The organism is Pelagivirga sediminicola (genome assembly GCF_003072125.1).
Lineage (GTDB): Bacteria > Pseudomonadota > Alphaproteobacteria > Rhodobacterales > Rhodobacteraceae > Roseovarius > Roseovarius sediminicola.
The window spans coordinates 157,040-175,744 of the sequence record NZ_QCYH01000002.1; the positions used below are offsets into that span (position 1 = coordinate 157,040).

Sequence of the window (18,705 nt, forward strand, 5' to 3'; positions counted from 1 at the left end):
AATGACAACGTTGAAAGACCTATATGTCGAAGAGCTGCAGGATCTTTGGTCCGCGAATGATCAGATGTCGGACGTGGTGTCGGCCATGGCTGACAAGGCATCCGACAGCAAGCTGGCGGACCGGCTGAGCTCGGCCAAGGACGGGATCGATCAGCACATCCGCTTGCTGAAATCCCTTCTCGAAGACACGGAGGCAGACGTGAAGAAGGAGCATTGCAAGGGCATGGAAGGGCTGGTGAAGGAGGCCAAAAAGCACGCGCTTGACAGTGATCTAAGCGGTGCCGCGCTCGACGTGGCGATCATCGCGCAATATCAGCGCATGTGTCATTACGGCATCGCCGGATTCGGCACGACCAAGGCATTCGCCGAGGCGCTCGGCAATGACGAGGCGGCGCGCAAGCTCGACGGGGCGCTGGACAACATCTACGAGTCCGACGATTTCATGACCGAACTGGCCGAGCGCTCAAGGAATGTGGATGCCGCGTCCTAGTGACCGAGCATCCTGTGAGGCAGCCTATCTGGCTGCCTCACAGGCTGTCATCGTATGCGACAAAAAGAGCATGCGGATGACCTGAAATGACCTGATCGCCAAAACAATGCTGCTACTCGCAGCCGAGCGGGGCCTCGACACTAAGTTTCGTTCCCTTCTTAGACGCATTGCGGATTGCGGAATGGACGGCAGCGACTGGCCTGATTTGATGGTAAGTCCGACCTTATGTCCGACTTTATCAACCGCCCTCAAATCGAAGTTCCTTCCGCCGCTCATCGTGAACGCCGCCAGGTACTGGTCGGATGATGACAAACTGCGCATTGTGGAGGAAAGATTCATTGGCCAACCCGCGTGAAACGGGGCTGAGCGTCAACGCAAGAAGAACCCCAAGGAGGATGGCTGAGAACAGTTATGGATCATATTTATTGACATTTGACACTCTGCGATGCCCCTGCTTGTCAGCAATGTGATGCGAGGATAGATCGTGAACAACACCTGTGGATGCTGACCATGCAGATTGATCTGGACGCGCTTTTCGGCAAGGCGCCATCACCCTACGTTCTTCTGGATCCTGATCTGCGAATGGTCTGGGCCAATGATGCCTATCTCGAAGTGACAGGGCGCCGTCGGGAGTCCGTGATCGGGCGGCTGCTGACCGAAGAATTCCCGGCACCCGCCGATTCCGTTTCGGACGAGATGCTGCGCGGATCTTTTCGCCGGGTGCTGACATCGGGAAAAGTCGATCACCTGCCGCTGATTTCCTATCCGATTGCGGCAGCGGACGGGACAATTGAAGAGCGGTATTGGAGTGCGACCCACACCCCGATCCTGGACGCAAAGGGCCTGGTCAAGTTCATCTTGCAGAATACGGTGGACGTCACCGATCTGTATCGCAGCGCAGAGGTCGCAGACTCCGAAAGCATCTCGCGCAGCGCGGCGCTGTTACAGCGGGCGGAAGCCGTCGCAACCGAGAACCTGGCACTGGGAGAGATCACGGAGTTTTTTCAGTCTACCTTCGATCAGGCTCCCAGCTTCATGGCGATACTGCACGGGCCGCAGCATGTGTTTAGGATCGTAAACCAATCCTACACCGACCTCATTGGCGGAAGGGACGTGATAGGCTCGCCGGTTCGCGAGGCCTTGCCGGACATCGAAGGGCAAGGATTCATCGAGTTGCTCGATCAGGTGTTTCATTCGGGCGAGCCGGTGTCGGTCAGGGCAATGCCCGCGCAGATCCAGGCGGCACCCGACCAGCAGCCGGAACAGCATTTCGTGGACTTCATGTTCCACCCTTTGAAAGACAATTCCGGCGCGCCGAGTGGCATCTTTGTTCAAGGGCACGATGTAACGGGCCAGAAGATCGCCGAAGCCAAGCTGACGGCAACCCGGGAAAAGTTCCGGACGATGGCGCAGACCATGCCGGTTCATGTCTGGACCGCCGACCGGGACGGCGGGCTGAACTGGCTGAACGTGCAAATTTATGAATATACCGGGCATGCCGAGGGCGAACTCTATGGCACGGACTGGGTTCGTGTCGTCCACCCCGAGGATATCAAGACAGCGGCAGCGAAGTGGACGCGTGCCATTCGACGGGGCCGGAGCTATGAAAGCGAATTCCGCATTCGCAGGGTCGACGGCACCTACCGCTGGCATATCGTGCGGGCGTCTGCATTGCGTGCCGATGATGGGTCGTTGACCGGTTGGGTTGGAACCAACACTGATATCGAAGAGCGAAAGAATACCGAAGCGGACATTGCCAAACTCAATGAAACACTCGAAGCACGGGTGGCCGAGCGAAACCGCGAGCTGGAGGAACTCAACGCGGCATTGCGCCAAAGTCAAAAACTCGAAGCGATCGGAAGCCTTGCAGGGGGGGTCGCACATGATTTCAACAACCTGCTTCAGGTGATAATGGGCAATCTTCAGCTTGTGACGCGCGGCATGCCAGAGGAGTCTCCGGGCCGAAATCACCTTGATCAGGCCATGAGAAGCGTCAAGCGTGGCGCGACTCTCGCCTCTCAGCTTCTGTCCTTTGCGCGCAAGCAGCCTCTTGCACCTGTGGTCATAAACCTGAACCGGCTTCTGGGAGAGACCAACGATATCCTGCGCAGCGCCATTGGCGATGGTATTGACCTTGAAATGCGCTTGGAAGACGGGCTTTGGAATACCAACGTCGATCCCAACAGTATGGAAAACGCCCTGCTCAACCTCGCGATCAACGCGCGCGACGCGATGGACGGGCAGGGAAAACTGACAATCGTCGCAAGCAATGCAGAGCTGGATGAAACCTATGCCCACACCCATCCGGACGCGGACGTCGGGCAATATGTCAGGCTCGCGGTAACGGACACCGGCTGTGGCATGTCGCCGGAAACCGCCGATCGGATATTCGAGCCGTTTTTCACAACCAAGGCAGATGGCCACGGTACTGGTCTCGGCATGTCGATGGTCTACGGGTTTGCGAAGCAGTCAGGCGGTCACGTCACGCTTGACAGCAAGGTCGGTTGCGGCACCACGATGAACATCTATCTACCTCGCTCCCTTGAGGCTGAGCAGTCAATTCATCCCGTCGCAGACGCCGGACTATCGGGGGGATCCGAAACGATACTGCTGGTCGAGGACGACGATGACGTTCGCGAAACCGCATTCAACGCGCTGACAGACCTTGGATATTCGGTTTTACAGGCCTCTGGCGCAGGGCAGGCTCTGAGCATATTGCGAGGTGACCAGCATATCGATCTCTTGTTCACCGATGTGGTGATGCCAGGAGAGATGACGGGCCATATGCTAGCTGAAAGGATGCGCACAGTGCGCCCCAACGTGCCTGTGCTGTTCACATCCGGGTTCGTTCAGGATTCGATTGTGCATGATGGTCGGCTGGATGAGGGGGTTCAATTGATCGGAAAACCCTACACGCAATTGGAATTGGCTCATAAGGTTCGTGAAGTCCTCGGGTGCAAGGGAACCGCAGTCAACGCAAACCCGTCGACCACCGCGGATATTCCCGACGGACCTGTTCCGACAGGTAAGCCGGGCTTCGACGGTCTGCGCATCCTGATTTGCGAAGACGATCCAGTGATCCGGCTGGACATGGCAGAAGTGCTGCGCGAAGCCGGATGCATAGCACTGGAAGCGGCAAGCGCGGGCAAGGCTTTTGATATACTGAAGGCCGAAGTGGTGGACCTGTTGATCACCGATGTCGGATTGCCCGATCGGACGGGTGAAGAATTGGCGCAGGACGCGCGGGAGCTAGACCCGAAACTGCCGGTGATCTTCGCAACGGGCGGCGTGGAGGTTCCTTCCGCCGCCGCACTGGGCAACTGCAAGGTGCTGGTCAAACCTTTCGAGGCCACCGCCATGCGAGAGGCCATCGAAGCAATGAGGATCGCCCGATGATCAATCACTTGGAATGCAAAGTGCAGCCCCGAAAATCAAAGCAGCTATCTGCGCAACGGGAATGCGAGGACGACAATCAACGCCTGATCGAAGGATGTTAGGCGGTCTCAACTGAACGGTGAAGACCTACGGTCTGTGGCACGGTTTGACGCCACGTCCACAGCAGGTACCGGCGCCGACCTGCCGATCTTTCCGCGCATGGCCGGAAGGTGGAACCGTTCTTGCTGGTGCGCCGCTTCCGCTGCCGTGCTGTGTGCTGCCCAGCCAGGATATTCGCGGAGCGGTTTCCGCCGGATGTGACCCGGTCGTATGGGCGGCGCACTTCCCGTCTGCAGGGATTGGTCCGCCACCTTGGCCTGGCACTCTGCGGGCGGCCAGCACAGGCGCTTGCCGCTCGGCTTCTGCTGCCGGTCAGCAAGGAGACCTTCCTGCGCAGCATTCGAAACATGGCGGCGGCCGTGAGCGGTGAACTCCGCGTCATTGGCATCGACGACTGGGCATGGCGGAGAGGGACAAAGATACGGCACGTTGATCTGCGATCTGGAACGGCGCCGGGTGATCGACCTGCTGCCGGACCGGGAACCTGCCACGGTCGAGGCTTGGCTTCGCGCCCGCCCCGAGATCGAGGTCGTCGCCTGTGACCGCAACGGCGGTTATGGCGGCGGCGTCTCGCGCGCCTTGCCTCGGGCGGTTCAGGCGGCCGATCGCCGGCGCTTATTGGAGAACGCGAGCGCGGCCTTCCTGGCTGCCGTGCAGCGGAGGCCAATGACGGCAGCCCGATCAGATTCATCGTGCGCCTGATCGGGCTAAGTCGCGGTCTGGTCCGCCAAATAGTTCGCGGCGAACGTGAAGACGTTTTCCGCATTCGCGAGAGCAGCTTGACCCCTTGGCTGCCGCGGCTGGAAAGAGAATGGGCGGGCGGCTGCCGGAACGGCGCCGAACTCTGGCGCCGGCTGCGGGCCGGAGGTTTTCAGGGTAGTTTTCATGTTGTCGGAGAATGGGCCACACACGCCAACGCCGCGCCGAGCAGGAAATGCCGTCGGGAACGGAAAAGTCGTCTTCCGCGCGCAAGATACCCCGCCTCCTGACCACAGATCGAGATCATCTGAGCAAGGCCGATGCTATCCGGGTCGCAAGGATCGAGGCCGCGCTCTCAGCTCTCGCCAGTGCCCGGAAATTGACCGACCCCTTCGCGGAGATGGTGCGTAATGCTCGCGAAGATGCGCTGGAAGGATGGATCGGCCAAGTCGGTCGCGATGAACCGCGCGTCCCGCCGCCGCCAGACCATCCATGAAACCGACGCCGTCGAAATTGTCGGCGTGCCACTGGCCATCCGCCCGGCGCACTACGGTATTGGCCGCGCCGGCCCGTGCGGCGCGGGAGTGTGCCGTCGCGCATTTCTCGGACACGCGCTGCTTGAACGGAACCGAGATGATCATGCCCTTCAGGTTCTCCATCGCGCTCAGGCCTGCCCAGAAGATATCAAAGTTCTCGGGGCGGCAGGTGACGGGGACCATCAGGCTGTCAAGGCCTGCGTCCTCGATCAGCGCATTGAACATGCCGGGTGATTTCGCGTGGGCCACGGGATGCCAGCATCACGGACACGTCTGCCGCGCATGCTCTTACCCAATCTCATGGTTGGCCAACCGCTCCAGCGCGCGGACGAGGCCGGAATGATCGGTATCCTCCTCGCCCTGCGCGGCGCAGGCGTTCATCAGCTCCTGCGCTGTCGCCGTGTTTGGCAGCGCGACTTGCAGGATGCGCGCGCTTTGCAGGGCGAGGTTCAGATCCTTCTGGTGCAGTTTCAGGCGGAAACCAGGGTCGAAGGTGCGGTTGATCATCCGCTCGCCATGCACCTCAAGAATTTTACTCGACGCAAATCCGCCCATCAGCGCTTCACGCACCTTCGCCGGATCACAGCCCGCCTTGCTGGCGAATACCAACGCCTCGCTGACCGCCTCGATGTTCAGCGCGACGATGATCTGGTTGGCGATCTTGCAGGTCTGCCCGGCGCCGGGTTTGTCCCCAACAAGGGTGATGTTCTTGCCCATCACTTCGAGGAGGGGCTTCGCGCGCTCGAACGCTGCATTGCTGCCGCCGCACATGATGGTCAGCGCGGCGTTTTTTGCGCCGACCTCGCCGCCGGAAACGGGGGCGTCGACGTAATCGACACCCTTCTCGGCAAAGGCGCGTGCCATTTCAGCCGTTTCTATCGGGCCGATCGAGCTCATGTCGATCATCAGCTTGCCGCTTTCCATGCCCTCCAGAACGCCACCCTCGGTCATCAACACACGCTCGACATCGGGCGTGTCCGGCAGGATGGTGATGACCACGTCGCAAGCGCGGGCCACATCGGCGGGGCTGTCCAGAACCTCGGCCTTGATGCCGTCGGGCAGGGGCGAGCGGTTGAGCGTCGTGATTATCTCATGCTTGGCTTCTTGCAGGTTGCGAGCCATCGGCGCCCCCATGACGCCCAATCCAATGAATCCGATACGCATGTCGTTGTCCTTTCTCTTCGATCCGCACGCGCCGGTGCGCGCATCTGCCAAAATCGTTCAAATCGACTCTGGACAAAAAAACATCATACATCATACAAATGCAAGCAGCCGTTGCGAACGGGGCGAATTTTCGGAGGACAGGATGCAGGAACGGGCGAACAGCGTGAAGCAGGGACTGGCAGAGGGTAGGTTGCAGTTAGGTCTTTGGTGCTCGCTTGGGTCGGCGCTGGCGACCGAGGTCATGGCCGGGTCGAATTGTGACTGGTTGCTGATCGACGGCGAGCATAGTCCGAATGATTTGCTTAGCATCATGGCGCAATTGCAAGCGGTTGGTGGGCATCCCGTCGAGGCCTGTGTGCGTCTGCCCGAGGAGAATGCGACCCTGATAAAGCAATTCATGGACGCCGGCGCGCGGAGTTTGATGATTCCGAATGTGCGAAATGCCGAGCAGGCCAAGCGGATCGTCGCCGCTGCGCGCTATGCGCCCGAAGGCTTTCGCGGCTTTTCGGTCGGACACCGGGCGAACCAGTTTGGCCGGATCAAGGAGTATCACCAGAACGCACATCTGAATCAGATGCTGATTCTGCAAATTGAATGCGAGGAAGGCGTGAGGAACGCGTCCGAGATCGCCGCAGTGGACGGCGTCGATGTACTGTTCGTCGGCCCCGGTGATCTGTCGACCAACATGGGCGCGATGCACAATGCAGGCGCCGACCACGTCCAGCAAGCGATTGCCAGCGTATTGGAGGCCGCGAAGACCGCAGGCAAGGCAGCGGGCATCCTCGCCCCTCTCCAGGCCGACGCCGAGCGATACATCGCAAACGGTTTCACCTATGTCGCGGTGGGCGCCGATCTGGGGCTGGTCGCACGCGGCTCGGACGCGCTGATCGCGCATTTCAAGAAGGACTGAAACATGGCTCATCACGGACAGCCCGTTCGCGTGGGCGTGGATATCGGCGGGACATTCACCGACGTCGCCATGGAGGTCGGCGAGCACCTGCATTCAACCAAGGTGCTGACAAATTACACCGCGCCTGAACAGGCGATTCTGGACGGCGTGGCGCGTGTGGCGGAGAATGCAGGCATTGGTCTCGACGATATTGACCTTATCATCCACGGTACGACCCTGGCCACCAACGCGCTGATCGCGCGCAAGGGGGCAAAAACGGCGTTCCTGACAACCAAGGGCTTTCGCGACGTCATCGAGATGCGCACCGAAAACCGGTTCGAGCAATATGATCTGAACATCGTTTTGCCGCCCCCGCTGATCGACCGCGACAGCCGCTATGTCGTCGCCGGGCGCATCGCCGCGTCGGGCCGCGAATTGGCGCCGTTGGACGAAGACGGCGTTGCCGAATTTGCACGGAACGCCGTTGACAAGGGCTATGAAAGCGTCGCGGTTGGCCTCATCCATTCCTATGTGAACCCCGCCCATGAGGAACGCGCACGCGATATTATCGCCAAGCATGCTCCTGATCTGAGCGTCTCGATCTCCTCCGAAGTCTCGCCGCAGATGCGCGAATTCGAGCGGTTTAATACCGTCTGCTCCAACGCGTTCGTCAAGCCGCTGATGGAAAGCTATTTGAGCCGCCTGGTCGAGCGGTTAAAAACCCTTGGCACCGATTGCCTGGTATTCATGATTCATTCGGGCGGCGGGCTGATCTCGGTGGAAACCGCCGCGGCCTTCCCGGTCCGCCTGCTCGAATCCGGTCCCGCAGGCGGCGCGATCTATGCCGCCGACGTGGCGGCGCGCCATGGGCTGAAACGCATTCTATCCTACGACATGGGCGGCACCACGGCCAAGATTTGTCTGGTCGAGGGATATACACCCAAGACCGCCCGCACCTTTGAGGTGGCCCGCACCTACCGCTTCAAGAAGGGGTCGGGCATGCCGATTTCGTTCCCGGTTATCGAGATGGTCGAGATCGGGGCAGGGGGCGGCTCGCTCGCCCATGTGGACGGCATGCGCCAGATCCGCGTCGGCCCCGAAAGCGCGGGGTCCGAGCCGGGGCCGGCCTGTTACGGGCAGGGCGGGACGCGCCCCGCCGTGACCGACGCCGATCTGGTTCTGGGCAAGCTCGACCCCGACAATTTCGCCGGGGGCCAGATCGCGCTGTCGGTGGAGGCGTCTCAGGCCGCACTAAGCGAACATGTCGGCCAGAGCCTTGACATGGATGCGGTGAAAACTGCCGTTGGCGTTGTCGAGGTGGTCGATGAAAGCATGGCGGCCGCCGCGCGCGCCCATGCGGTTGAAAACGGCAAGGAACTGGCCGAATTCACCATGATCGCCTATGGCGGCGCCGCGCCGCTGCATGCCAACCGCCTCTGCGAGAAACTGGGCATCGACAGCCTGATGATCCCGCCTGGGGCCGGTGTCGGCTCGGCCATCGGGTTTTTGCGCGCGCCCTTCGGGTATGAGGCCGTGCGCGGCGCTTACACGCGCCTCGGGCAGTTTGATGCGGGGTATGTCAACGATGTGCTGGACGGGTTGCAATCCGAAGCCGTTGCCGTCACCCGCGAGGGCGGCAGCGACATCGCGCCGCTGGTCGAGCGCAAGGCCTACATGCGCTATGTCGGGCAGGGCTGGGAGATTCCTGTCGTTCTGCCGAACGATCCGGTCGGCGAGGAGGGGGCGGGGGCGATGCGCGCGCTTTTCGAGGCGGAATACAAACGCCTCTTTGGCACGCCGCTCGATGGTCTTGATATCGAAGTGATGAACTGGTCGGTCAAGGCGACGTCCGAAGTCACCCCGCCCGCGCCGGTCGCCGATGCAGCCGACAGCGGCGCGGCGCGTTCGCACGCCTCGCGCACCATTTTTGACGCCAGGGAGTCGGCCTTCCTTGACGCGCAGATCGTGAACCGCACTGATATGGCCCCCGGCGCCCATGTCGATGGCCCCGCCGCCATCGTCGAGAACGAAACGACAACCATCGTGACCAACGCCTACCGCGCGACGATGTGCGCCGACGGCTGCCTGCTGGTCCGCAAGAAGGAGACGCACACATGAGCACCGATGATTTCCGCGACGTGCATTTTCAGATCATGTGGAACCGCCTGATTTCGGTCGTCGAAGAGCAGGCGCTGACGCTGATCCGCACAGCCTTTTCCACCTCGGTCCGCGAGGCGGGTGATCTGTCGGCCGGCGTGTTCGATGCGACGGGCAAGATGCTGGCGCAGGCCGTCACCGGCACGCCGGGGCATGTGAACGCGATGGCCGCCGCCGTGGTCAATTTCATCGAGGCGATCGGCGAGGACAACATCCACGAGGGCGACGTCTATATCACCAACGATCCCTGGAAGGGGACGGGGCATCTGTTGGATTTCACCTTTGTCACGCCGTCGTTCCGGGGCGGCAGACTGGTCGGCTATTTCGCGTGCACCGCGCATGTGGTGGACGTGGGCGGACGCGGCTTTGGCCCCGATGCCAACGAGGTCTACGAGGAAGGGATCTTCATCCCCATCATGAAATTCGCGGAAAAGGGCGAAGTGGATCAGAAGCTGATCCACCTGATGCGCCACAACATCCGCGAGGCCGACCAGGTGATCGGCGATCTCTATTCGCTGGCCGCGTGCAACCATATCGGCCACCAGCGTCTGATGGCGATGATGGACGAATTCGAGCTGGACCGCCTGGAGGAGCTGCGCGATTTCATATTTCAAAACAGTCGCCGCGCGACGCTGGAGAAGCTCGCCGATCTACCCGCCGGGTCCTACGACAACGAAATGACCGTGGATGGCTATGACAAGCCGGTGCATATGAAAGTGCGGCTCGATGTCTCGAAAGACGGTGTTCACGCCGATTTCGACGGCACCTCGGGGCAGAGCGATCTGGGCATCAACGTGCCGCTGATCTACACCACCGCCTATTGTGGCTATGGCCTCAAATGCGCGTTGGCGCCCGAGATTCCGAACAATCACGCCTCGCTGGAGCCATTCACCGTCTCTGCGCCCGAGGGGTGTATCCTCAACGCGCAGCATCCCGCACCGGTGCAGGTGCGTCACGTTCTGGGCCACTTTATTCCCGATACGGTGCTGGGCGCCGTGTCGAAATTCCTGCCCGATCTGGCCCCCGCCGAAGGGGCGAGCGCGCTTTGGAACATCCAGATTTCCGCCCGCCCGATCCCCGGCGCGCAGGCCGCGCCGGGCGAGCAGCAGCGAAGCGCCGAGATCCTGATGTTCAACTCGGGCGGCTCAGGCGCGCGGCCCACGCTGGACGGGCTGAACGCCACCGCGTTTCCGTCGGGTGTGCATGCGATGTCTGTCGAGGCAACCGAGCATACTGGCCCGATCACTGTCTGGCGCAAGGAGTTTCGCGAGGGATCGGGAGGCGCGGGCAAACAGCGCGGCGGGCTGGGGCAGATTGTCGAGATCAAGGCCGACGAGGGTCACGAATTCCACATCAAGGCGATGTTTGACCGGGTCGAGAACCCGGCGCGCGGTCGCTTCGGCGGCCAGCCCGGAGCGGCGGGCGCCGTGCATCTGGATGACGGCACCAAAATGCGCGCCAAGGGGCGGCAGAAGGTGCCGGCCGAGCGGCGGCTGGTGCTGGAAATGCCCGGCGGCGGCGGTTTTGGCGAGCCAGCCGAGCGCAATGCGGATGATGTGAAGCGAGACGTTAGGCTCGGCTATCTCTCAGCCGAGCAGGCAGAAAAGGAGTATGGTAAATGAGCTTTGAATCCCGCCGCGCCAAGCTGATCAAACCGTCGCCCGCGATCACCATTTCCACAGCCGCCAGGGCGATGAAGGCCGACGGGCAGCCCGTCATCGACCTGTCGATTGGCGAGCCGGATTTCAGCACGCCTAACAACGTGATCGAGGCCGCCTATGCCGCGATGAAACGCGGCGAGACGCGCTATACTGCGCCTGACGGCACGCCTGCGCTGAAGGATGCGGTGATCGAGAAATTCCGCCGCGAAAACGGGCTGAGCTATGAGCGTGCCAACATCACCTGTGGCAACGGCGCGAAACAGATCCTGTTCAACGCGTTGATGGCCACGATAGAGCCGGGCGACGAGGTGATCTGCCCCGCGCCCTACTGGATTTCCTACACCGACATGACGCTGCTGGTCGGCGGCAGGCCTAAGATTGTTGAATGTGCGCAGAAGGATGGGTTCAAGCTGACCCCGGCGGCGCTGGAAGCGGCAATCACGGCTAAAACGCGCTGGCTGTTCTTGAACTCGCCTTCGAACCCGTCGGGCGTGACATACACGCGCGAAGAACTGGCCGCATTGGGCGAAGTGCTGGCGCGCCATCCCCGCGTGTTGATCATGTCGGACGAGATTTACGAACAGATCTATTACGCCGACACGCCGTTCTGTTCTTTCGCCAGTGCCTGCCCCGACCTCACGGATCGCACGGTGATCGCCAACGGCGTGGCCAAGGCCTATGCGATGACCGGCTGGCGCATCGGATACGCCGCGGCGCCCGAGGCGCTGGCGAAAGTGATGTCCAAGATCCAGAGCCAGACCACGTCGAACCCCTCGTCGATCAGTCAGGCCGCCGCGATCGAGGCGCTGACCGGCCCGCAGGATTTCGTTGAGACCGCCCGCGCGACATACCGGAACCGGCGCGATCTGATCGTCTCGGGCCTGCGCGCGATAGACGGCGTGGACGTGGTCGAGCCATCGGGTGCCTTCTACGCCTATCCCGGTCTTGCCAGCTTCATCGGACGGCGCAGCCCGGACGGTACGGTGATGGAGGATGATACGGCCCTGACCCGCTATATCCTGGACGCGGCCATGGTGGCGGGTGTGCAGGGCGCGGCCTTTGGTCTGTCGACGCATATCCGGCTGTCTTATGCCGCTTCGACCGATGATTTGAAAACGGCGCTGGAGCGTCTGACTGGCGCGCTCGGCGCGCTGAAATAAAGGAGATATCCCTTGGATAAACTGAACCGAATTCTGCTGACCGGCGCCTCTGGTGGCCTTGGCACTCTGCTGCGCAAGGAAATCGCGCCGCATTGCAACACTCTGCGCCTGACCAACCGTCACGACATGGGTGAAGCCGCGGATAACGAGGAAATCGTGCTGTGCGACCTGGCCGACGCGGACGCCGTGATGGATCTGACCCGCGACGTCGATATGGTGATCCACATGGGCGGGGTCGGGCGTGAAAACACGTTCGAGGCGATTTTGCAGTCCAACTATGTCGGCTTTTACAACCTTTACGAGGGCTGCCGCAAGAACGGTGTCAAGCGGGTGGTCTGGGGCAGTTCGAATCACGCGATCGGGTTTTACCCGCGCACACAGCGCATCGATGCATCCGTGACCCCGCGCCCGGACAGCAATTACGGCATCTCCAAGGTCTATGGCGAGGCAATGGCGCAGTATTACTGGGACAAGTTCGGCGTCGAGAGCGTGTCGATCCGCATCGGCTCGTGCTTTCCCAAGCCCGCGGATCGCCGCATGCTGACCACCTGGCTCAGCTACCCCGATTTCGTGCATCTGACCGAGTGCTGTCTTGCCGCGCCGCGCGTCGAGCATACCATCGTTTATGGCGTCTCGGACAATGACAGCCAGCTTTGGGACAACCACATGGCGGCGCATCTGGGATATCGCCCCAAGGACAATGCTGAGATCTATCGCGAAGAGGTCGAGGCCAAGACGGAACCCTACGACCGCGACGATCTGACCATTGCCGCGCATGGTGGCGGATTCGCCGCTGCGGGCCATTTCGAGGACTGAGCCGATGGCAATTCCGGCGTATAAATCCCCCCGCGCGGCCAGCTATGACATTGTCATCGTCGGCGGTGCGGTCATCGGATCTTCCATCGCCTATTGGCTGACCGAAAATGAGGGCTTTGACGGCTCGATCCTTGTGGTCGAGCGCGACAGCAGCTACGAGTTTTCCTCGACGGCGCTCAGCACCAGCGCGATCCGGCAACAATACTCGAACCCGATCAACGTGCATATCAGTCAGTTCGGGGTGGAGTTCATCGAGAGTTTTCGCGACCGGATGCAGAAATTCTACCCCGATGAGCCTGCGCCGGATCTGGGGTTCAGGGAAAACGGTTATCTCTACTGCATTCCGCCCGAGGGCGTCGAAGCGGCGCGCGCGCGGGTCGCGCTGCAACGCGAGCATGGCGCGCACACGGTGTTTCTGGAACCCGGTCCGCTGAAAGAGCAGTTCCCGTGGCTGAATGTCGATGATCTGGGTGGCGGCTCATGGGGCGCAAAGGCCGAAGGCTGGTTCGATTCCGTCGGGCTGATGACGGGGTTCAAGCGTGGGGCGCGTCATAACGGGGCCGAGTATATCGATAACGAGGTGATGGCGCTGGGGCGCGACGGCGACCGGGTCACATCGGTCACGCTGAAAACCGGCGAGACGGTCGATTGCGGGATCGTGGTCAACGCCGCCGGGCCCCGCGCCTCGCTGGTGGCGGGCATGGCGGGGCTTAGCATTCCGGTCGAGCCGCGCAAACGGCACAGCTTTGTCTTTGCCAGCCGCAATCCGATACCGGGCCGGATGCCCAACGTCATCGACCCCGGCGGCACGTTCGTGCGCCCTGAGCACGAGCTTTTCCTTACCGGCAACACGCCCACCCCCGACGGGCCGGCGGATTCGGAGGATTTCGAGACCAAGCACGACGAGTTCGACGATTATATCTGGCCCGCCCTCTATCACCGCATCCCGGCTTTCGACGCGCTCAAGGTGCAGCAGTTCTGGACCGGGCATTACGCCTATAACACCTTGGATCACAACGCGATTGTCGGGTTTCATTCGACTGTGCGAAATTTCATGTTTGCCAACGGATATTCGGGCCACGGGTTGCAGCAATCCCCCGCGGTCGGGCGCGGGGTGGCCGAACTGATCGTGCATGGCGAGTACCGCACGCTCGACCTCAGCCCGCTTTGCTACGAGCGCACCGAAAGGAACGAGCCGTTTCTGGAAGAGGCGGTCATATGATGATTGCGGAGTGAGTCATAATATGTATGATCTATGATGAATGACAGGGAAACGCAGAGGAGGAGATTGGAATGACAAAGGGGATTTTGGCCACACTTGGCGCTGGCGCGCTGGCCGCGGCGGGTTTTGCCGCACCGGCGCTGGCGGATGCAGGACCGACACTGAAAGAGGTGCAGGAGCGCGGTTCGCTGAATTGCACCGGGCATAACGGATCATGGCTGGGCTTTGCCGAGGTGGACGATCAGGGCAACTGGACCGGCCTCGACGTGGATTTGTGCCGCGCCGTGTCGGTCGCGATCTTCGGCGATCTCGACTCGCTCAACATCGTGCCTGTCAGTTGGGCGCAGCGTTGGCCGTCTCTGCAATCCGGTGATGTCGATCTGGTCATCAAGGCGTCGGGCGGCACGTTCAGCCGCGACACCGAACTGGGCCTGCAATTCTCGCGCCCCTACTATCTGGGCACGACCGTGGTGATGACGCACAAGGATCTGGGCGTAGAGGATTTCGCCGGTCTTGACGGCGGCTCGGTCTGCATCCCAGCCGGCACCACGATCGAACGCCAGGTCGCCGCCTATGCCGATCGTGTCGGGATCGAAGTGGAATCTGTGACGTTCGAAAAGACCGAGGAACTGCGCGAGGCGTATTTCTCGAAGCGCTGCGACGCCTATGCGCAGTGGGGTCCGACCGTGGGCATCGCGCGTTCGGTTTCCGACAATCCCGAGGGTCACGTGATCCTCGACGACGTTCTGGCGCTGGAGCCGGAGGTCGCGATCATGCGTCAGGGTGATGATCAATGGGTCGATGTGGTCAACTGGGTCTTTTCCGCGCTCTGGTTCGCCGAGCAGGAAGGTGTCAATTCCGACAACGTCGATGAAATGAAGGCCAATCCGCCGACCGCCGAGGTAGGCAAGGTTCTTGGCGCGACGCCGGGTGTCGGCGGGCCTCTGGGCCTGTCGGATGACTGGGCCTATAACGTCATCAAGCATGTCGGCAACTACGGCGAAATCTTCGGCCGCAACATCGGCGAGCAGTCCGATTACGGCATGCCGCGCGGCCTGAACAAGCTGTGGAACGATGGCGGCATCCACTACCCGATGGTCTTCGACTAAATCCATCCTTCCTGCGGCTCCGACCCGGCGTGGTTGGAGCCGTTCTTTCCTAAAGCGTTTCGCCTTTAACCTGAGACATCAGATAAAGGCGAAACACGGGCAAGACTGATATGTCATACGCGTTTCGCGAAAATCTGTGATGCACGTTTTTCGCGAAACGCTTTAGCGCACGGATGCCTGCATGCTGACCGTCTGGAACAACATCAAGTTGCGCAACGCGCTGTTGCAAATCTTCTATGTGGGCGGGTTCGTCGCATTGGTCGCAACGCTGATCGTGATGGGGCGCACCAACCTGCAAGAGCAGGGCATCATCTCGGGGTTTGACTTCCTGTGGAAATCGACCGGCTGGGACGTCAGCTTTTCGCTGATCGAATTTACCTCCCGCGATCCTTACTGGCTGGTGCTGGTCGTCGGTATTCTCAATACGCTGTTTCTGGGCATCATCGGGCTGGTTCTGGCCACGGTAATCGGTGTCGTCATCGGCATGGCACGCACCTCGGAGAATGATCTCGCGCGCCTGTTGGGCGCGATTTATGTCGAGGTGTTTCGAAATATCCCGCTGATCGTGCAGGTGTTTTTCTGGTACGCGGTCGTCACCCGCTTTCCGGGGCCGCGTCAGGCGATCAATCTGGCCGACAGCGTGTTCCTGTCCAGTCGGGGATTATACGCGCCGGGTCTGAACATCACCGGCCTGTCGGCATTCCTGGGTATCCTCGCCTTTCTGGCCGGGCTGGGCGTGATCGTCTGGATCAGCGCCGCGCAGCGGTTTCGCCGGATGGAGCCTGCGCACAAAGCGCGTCTGCGATGGCTGATCCTGCTGGGTGCGATCATTGCCACCGGCGTCATCTTCTGGGCTGGCCGTCTGCCCGATACCGCGCTGGTGAGCATGCCCGCCTTGAAGGGGCTGAATTTTCGCGGCGGCATCCGCATCTCAACCGAACTGTCGGCAATGGCGATTTCCATCGCCATCTACGGCGGCGCCTATATCGCCGAGATCGTGCGCGGCGGGTTCAAGTCGGTTGGACGCGGCCAGATCGAAGCTGCGCAATCGGTCGGCCTGACCAACTGGCAGGTGTTTTCGCGCGTGCGCTTCCCACTGGCGCTGCGCGCGATGCTGCCGATCCTGACCAACCAGTATGTCTGGCTCATCAAGGCGACGACGATGGGCATCGCCATCGGGTTCGCCGATTTCTTCATGGTGGTTTCGACCGCGATCAACCAATCCGGCCAGACGCTGGAGCTGCTGGGCATCCTGATGGGCGGTTTCCTCCTCATCAATTTCTCGCTTGCGGCGGTGCTGAACCGGATCAACCGCGCCATCGCCCTCAAGGGCGACGGGCTGAGAAGCTGAGGAGCAGGCGATGGCAATGACGGATCAGATGGGACGGACCGGCATGTTGGCAGTGCTGCGCGAGCGGTATTTCTCGTCGCCGGGCAACACGATCCTGTCGATCATCTGTTTCGCAATCCTCGCGCTGATCGTCTGGACTGTTCTTGACTGGGCGATCTTTTCGGCCGTGTTTTCGGCCGCGAAAGGTCCCGGGGCGTGCAAGGCGGCAGATGGCGCCTGCTGGGCCGTGATAGACGCGCGCTGGCAGCTGATCCTGTTCGGCCTTTATCCGCACGAGGAACACTGGCGCTCGGGGCTGGCCTGCCTTGTCGTCGTGGTGATGACGGTGCTCAGCTGTATCCCCTATTTCTGGAACGGGCGGTCGATCTCGATCATCTGGATCGGCGGCTTTCTGACGTTCTATTTCCTGATGAAGGGCGGCATTTTCGGCATGACCGTCGTTGACGAGCAGCGTTGGGGCGGGCTGTCGCTGACCGTGTTCATCTTTGTCTCGACGGTTCTCGTCGGAATGCCGCTGTCGATCCTTCTGGCGCTGCTGCGCCGCTCCGATCTGCCGTGGATTTCGGGCCTCACCGGCATCATCATCGACAGCGTCCGCTCATTGCCGTTGCTGACGATCCTCTTTGCCTTCGCGGTGGTTTTGCCTTTCGTGCTACCGGACTGGGCGTCGGGGGACAAGCTCTACCGCGCGATCCTTGGCTCGGCGCTTTTCTTTGCCGCCTATCAGGCCGAGATCATCCGCGGCGGGATGCAGGGCGTGCCAACCGGGCAGGAAGAGGCAGCAAAATCGCTGGGTGTGCGCTATTTTCACCGCATCCAGCGCATCCTGCTGCCGCAGGCGTTCAAGAACGCACTGCCCGCGACGATCAATCAATTCGTCATTACGTTCAAGGAAACATCGCTGTTCATCATCATCGGATTCTTTGAAATCCTCGCCTCGGGCAATGCCGCCTATGGCACCGGCAACTGGACCTTCGCCTTTGTCGAGGTCTACGCCTTTATCGCGCTGATTTATTTTGCCTTCGTGTTCTCCCTGTCGCGCTACGGCGCGTTTCTGGAGCGGCGGATGGATGTCGGCGACCAATAGGATCCTGTCATGACACAAACTTCTGAGCCCGCCATCACCATCCGGGGCATGAACAAATTTTATGGCACCTTTCACGCGCTGAAAGATATTGATCTGACCGTCGAGCAAGGCGAGCGGATCGTGATCTGCGGCCCTTCAGGGTCCGGCAAATCGACGCTGATCCGCTGTGTTAACCACCTTGAAGCGCATCAGAGCGGTAACATTACCGTTCTTGGCACTGCTCTGGACAACAACATCGCCCATATCGACGAAGTCCGTCGCGAGGTCGGCATGGTGTTCCAGCATTTTAACCTGTTTCCGCATATGACGGTGCTGGAAAACTGCGCGCTGGCACCGATGCTGGTGCGCAAATGGCCCCGCGCCAAGGCCGAAGAACTGGCGATGCAGTATCTGGAAAAGGTCAAAATTCCCGATCAGGCCGAGAAGTTTCCCGGCCAATTATCGGGTGGGCAGCAACAGCGTGTGGCCATCGCCCGCTCGCTCAGCATGCAACCCAAGGTACTGCTGTTCGACGAGCCGACATCGGCGCTGGACCCCGAGATGATTTCCGAGGTGCTGGATGTCATGGTGTCGCTGGCAAATGAGGGCATGACGATGCTCTGCGTCACGCATGAGATGGGGTTCGCACGGCAGGTGGCCGACCGGGTGATTTTTATGGATCAGGGCGAAATCATCGAACAGAACCCACCGGAAGAATTTTTCGGCAATCCGCAAAGCGAGCGCACTCAGAAATTCCTGTCGCAGATTTTGGGGCATTAAAGCGTTTCTCGAAAAACCTGGATCACAGATTTTCGCGAAACGCGCGCGACATATGGGCGTTGCGCGCGCGCGCCTCTACCTGATGTCTCAGGCTAGAGGCAAACGCTTTG

At 60.9% G+C, this 18,705-nt stretch carries 15 protein-coding genes and 1 pseudogene; 14 read left to right on the top strand and 2 right to left on the bottom strand.

Annotated elements, in window-relative coordinates; translation table 11 throughout:
• Position 1: 1 nt before the first annotated feature.
• The 4 genes and pseudogenes from DC366_RS04370 to DC366_RS20605 form a co-directional block, all read left to right on the top strand.
• A complete protein-coding gene (locus DC366_RS04370; protein WP_108690996.1) occupies positions 2–490 on the top strand; it encodes a YciE/YciF ferroxidase family protein in 489 nt (162 codons plus the stop codon).
• A gap of 181 nt (positions 491–671) precedes the next feature.
• Positions 672–845 (top strand): hypothetical protein, encoded by a 174-nt coding sequence (locus tag DC366_RS19820; RefSeq protein ID WP_165802844.1) that lies wholly within the window; start codon positions 672–674, stop codon positions 843–845.
• A gap of 155 nt (positions 846–1,000) precedes the next feature.
• Positions 1,001–3,886, top strand: coding sequence for a hybrid sensor histidine kinase/response regulator (locus DC366_RS04380; RefSeq protein WP_108691336.1), 2,886 nt, complete (start codon positions 1,001–1,003; stop codon positions 3,884–3,886).
• A gap of 155 nt (positions 3,887–4,041) precedes the next feature.
• A pseudogene (locus DC366_RS20605) lies at positions 4,042–4,878 on the top strand (ISL3 family transposase); the annotation flags it as partial.
• A gap of 129 nt (positions 4,879–5,007) precedes the next feature.
• Here the strand turns inward: DC366_RS20605 and DC366_RS20545 are convergent.
• Positions 5,008–5,445 (bottom strand): hypothetical protein, encoded by a 438-nt coding sequence (locus tag DC366_RS20545; RefSeq protein ID WP_369333107.1) that lies wholly within the window; start codon positions 5,443–5,445, stop codon positions 5,008–5,010.
• A gap of 63 nt (positions 5,446–5,508) precedes the next feature.
• A complete protein-coding gene (locus tag DC366_RS04395; protein ID WP_108691337.1) occupies positions 5,509–6,384 on the bottom strand; it encodes a 2-hydroxy-3-oxopropionate reductase in 876 nt (291 codons plus the stop codon).
• Between DC366_RS04395 and DC366_RS04400 the strand changes: the two genes are divergently transcribed.
• The 10 genes from DC366_RS04400 (at position 6,383) to DC366_RS04445 (ending at position 18,595) form a co-directional block, all read left to right on the top strand.
• Positions 6,383–7,294, top strand: a complete 912-nt coding sequence (locus DC366_RS04400) for an HpcH/HpaI aldolase family protein (RefSeq protein ID WP_207768654.1) — start codon at positions 6,383–6,385, stop codon at positions 7,292–7,294. The two genes, DC366_RS04395 and DC366_RS04400, sit on opposite strands and share 2 nt — an antisense overlap.
• A gap of 3 nt (positions 7,295–7,297) precedes the next feature.
• On the top strand, positions 7,298–9,391 hold the full coding sequence (locus tag DC366_RS04405) for a hydantoinase/oxoprolinase family protein (RefSeq protein ID WP_108690999.1): 2,094 nt from the start codon (positions 7,298–7,300) through the stop codon (positions 9,389–9,391).
• Complete coding sequence (locus DC366_RS04410; RefSeq protein WP_108691000.1) at positions 9,388–11,052, top strand: hydantoinase B/oxoprolinase family protein; 1,665 nt, start codon at positions 9,388–9,390, stop codon at positions 11,050–11,052. Before DC366_RS04405 ends, DC366_RS04410 begins: the two co-directional genes overlap by 4 nt.
• Positions 11,049–12,251: a pyridoxal phosphate-dependent aminotransferase gene (locus DC366_RS04415; RefSeq protein ID WP_108691001.1), complete on the top strand. Its 1,203-nt coding sequence runs from the start codon at positions 11,049–11,051 to the stop codon at positions 12,249–12,251. The genes DC366_RS04410 and DC366_RS04415 overlap by 4 nt, the downstream gene beginning before the upstream one ends.
• Before the next feature lie 12 nt (positions 12,252–12,263).
• The gene (locus DC366_RS04420) at positions 12,264–13,067 is read left to right on the top strand and encodes an NAD-dependent epimerase/dehydratase family protein (protein WP_207768655.1); all 804 of its coding nucleotides are present in this window, start codon (positions 12,264–12,266) and stop codon (positions 13,065–13,067) included.
• 4 nt (positions 13,068–13,071) lie between these two features.
• Positions 13,072–14,289, top strand: coding sequence for an NAD(P)/FAD-dependent oxidoreductase (locus tag DC366_RS04425; RefSeq protein ID WP_108691002.1), 1,218 nt, complete (start codon positions 13,072–13,074; stop codon positions 14,287–14,289).
• Positions 14,290–14,360: 71 nt separating this feature from the next.
• Complete coding sequence (locus DC366_RS04430; protein ID WP_108691003.1) at positions 14,361–15,398, top strand: amino acid ABC transporter substrate-binding protein; 1,038 nt, start codon at positions 14,361–14,363, stop codon at positions 15,396–15,398.
• A gap of 181 nt (positions 15,399–15,579) precedes the next feature.
• Positions 15,580–16,749 carry an amino acid ABC transporter permease gene (locus DC366_RS04435; RefSeq protein WP_108691004.1) on the top strand — a complete coding sequence of 390 codons (1,170 nt, stop codon included), beginning with the start codon at positions 15,580–15,582 and terminating at the stop codon, positions 16,747–16,749.
• A gap of 10 nt (positions 16,750–16,759) precedes the next feature.
• Entirely contained in the window at positions 16,760–17,836 is a 1,077-nt protein-coding gene (locus DC366_RS04440) for an amino acid ABC transporter permease (RefSeq protein WP_108691005.1), read from the top strand.
• Positions 17,837–17,845: 9 nt separating this feature from the next.
• A complete protein-coding gene (locus tag DC366_RS04445) occupies positions 17,846–18,595 on the top strand; it encodes an amino acid ABC transporter ATP-binding protein (protein ID WP_108691006.1) in 750 nt (249 codons plus the stop codon).
• The last annotated feature ends 110 nt before the right edge of the window (positions 18,596–18,705 follow it).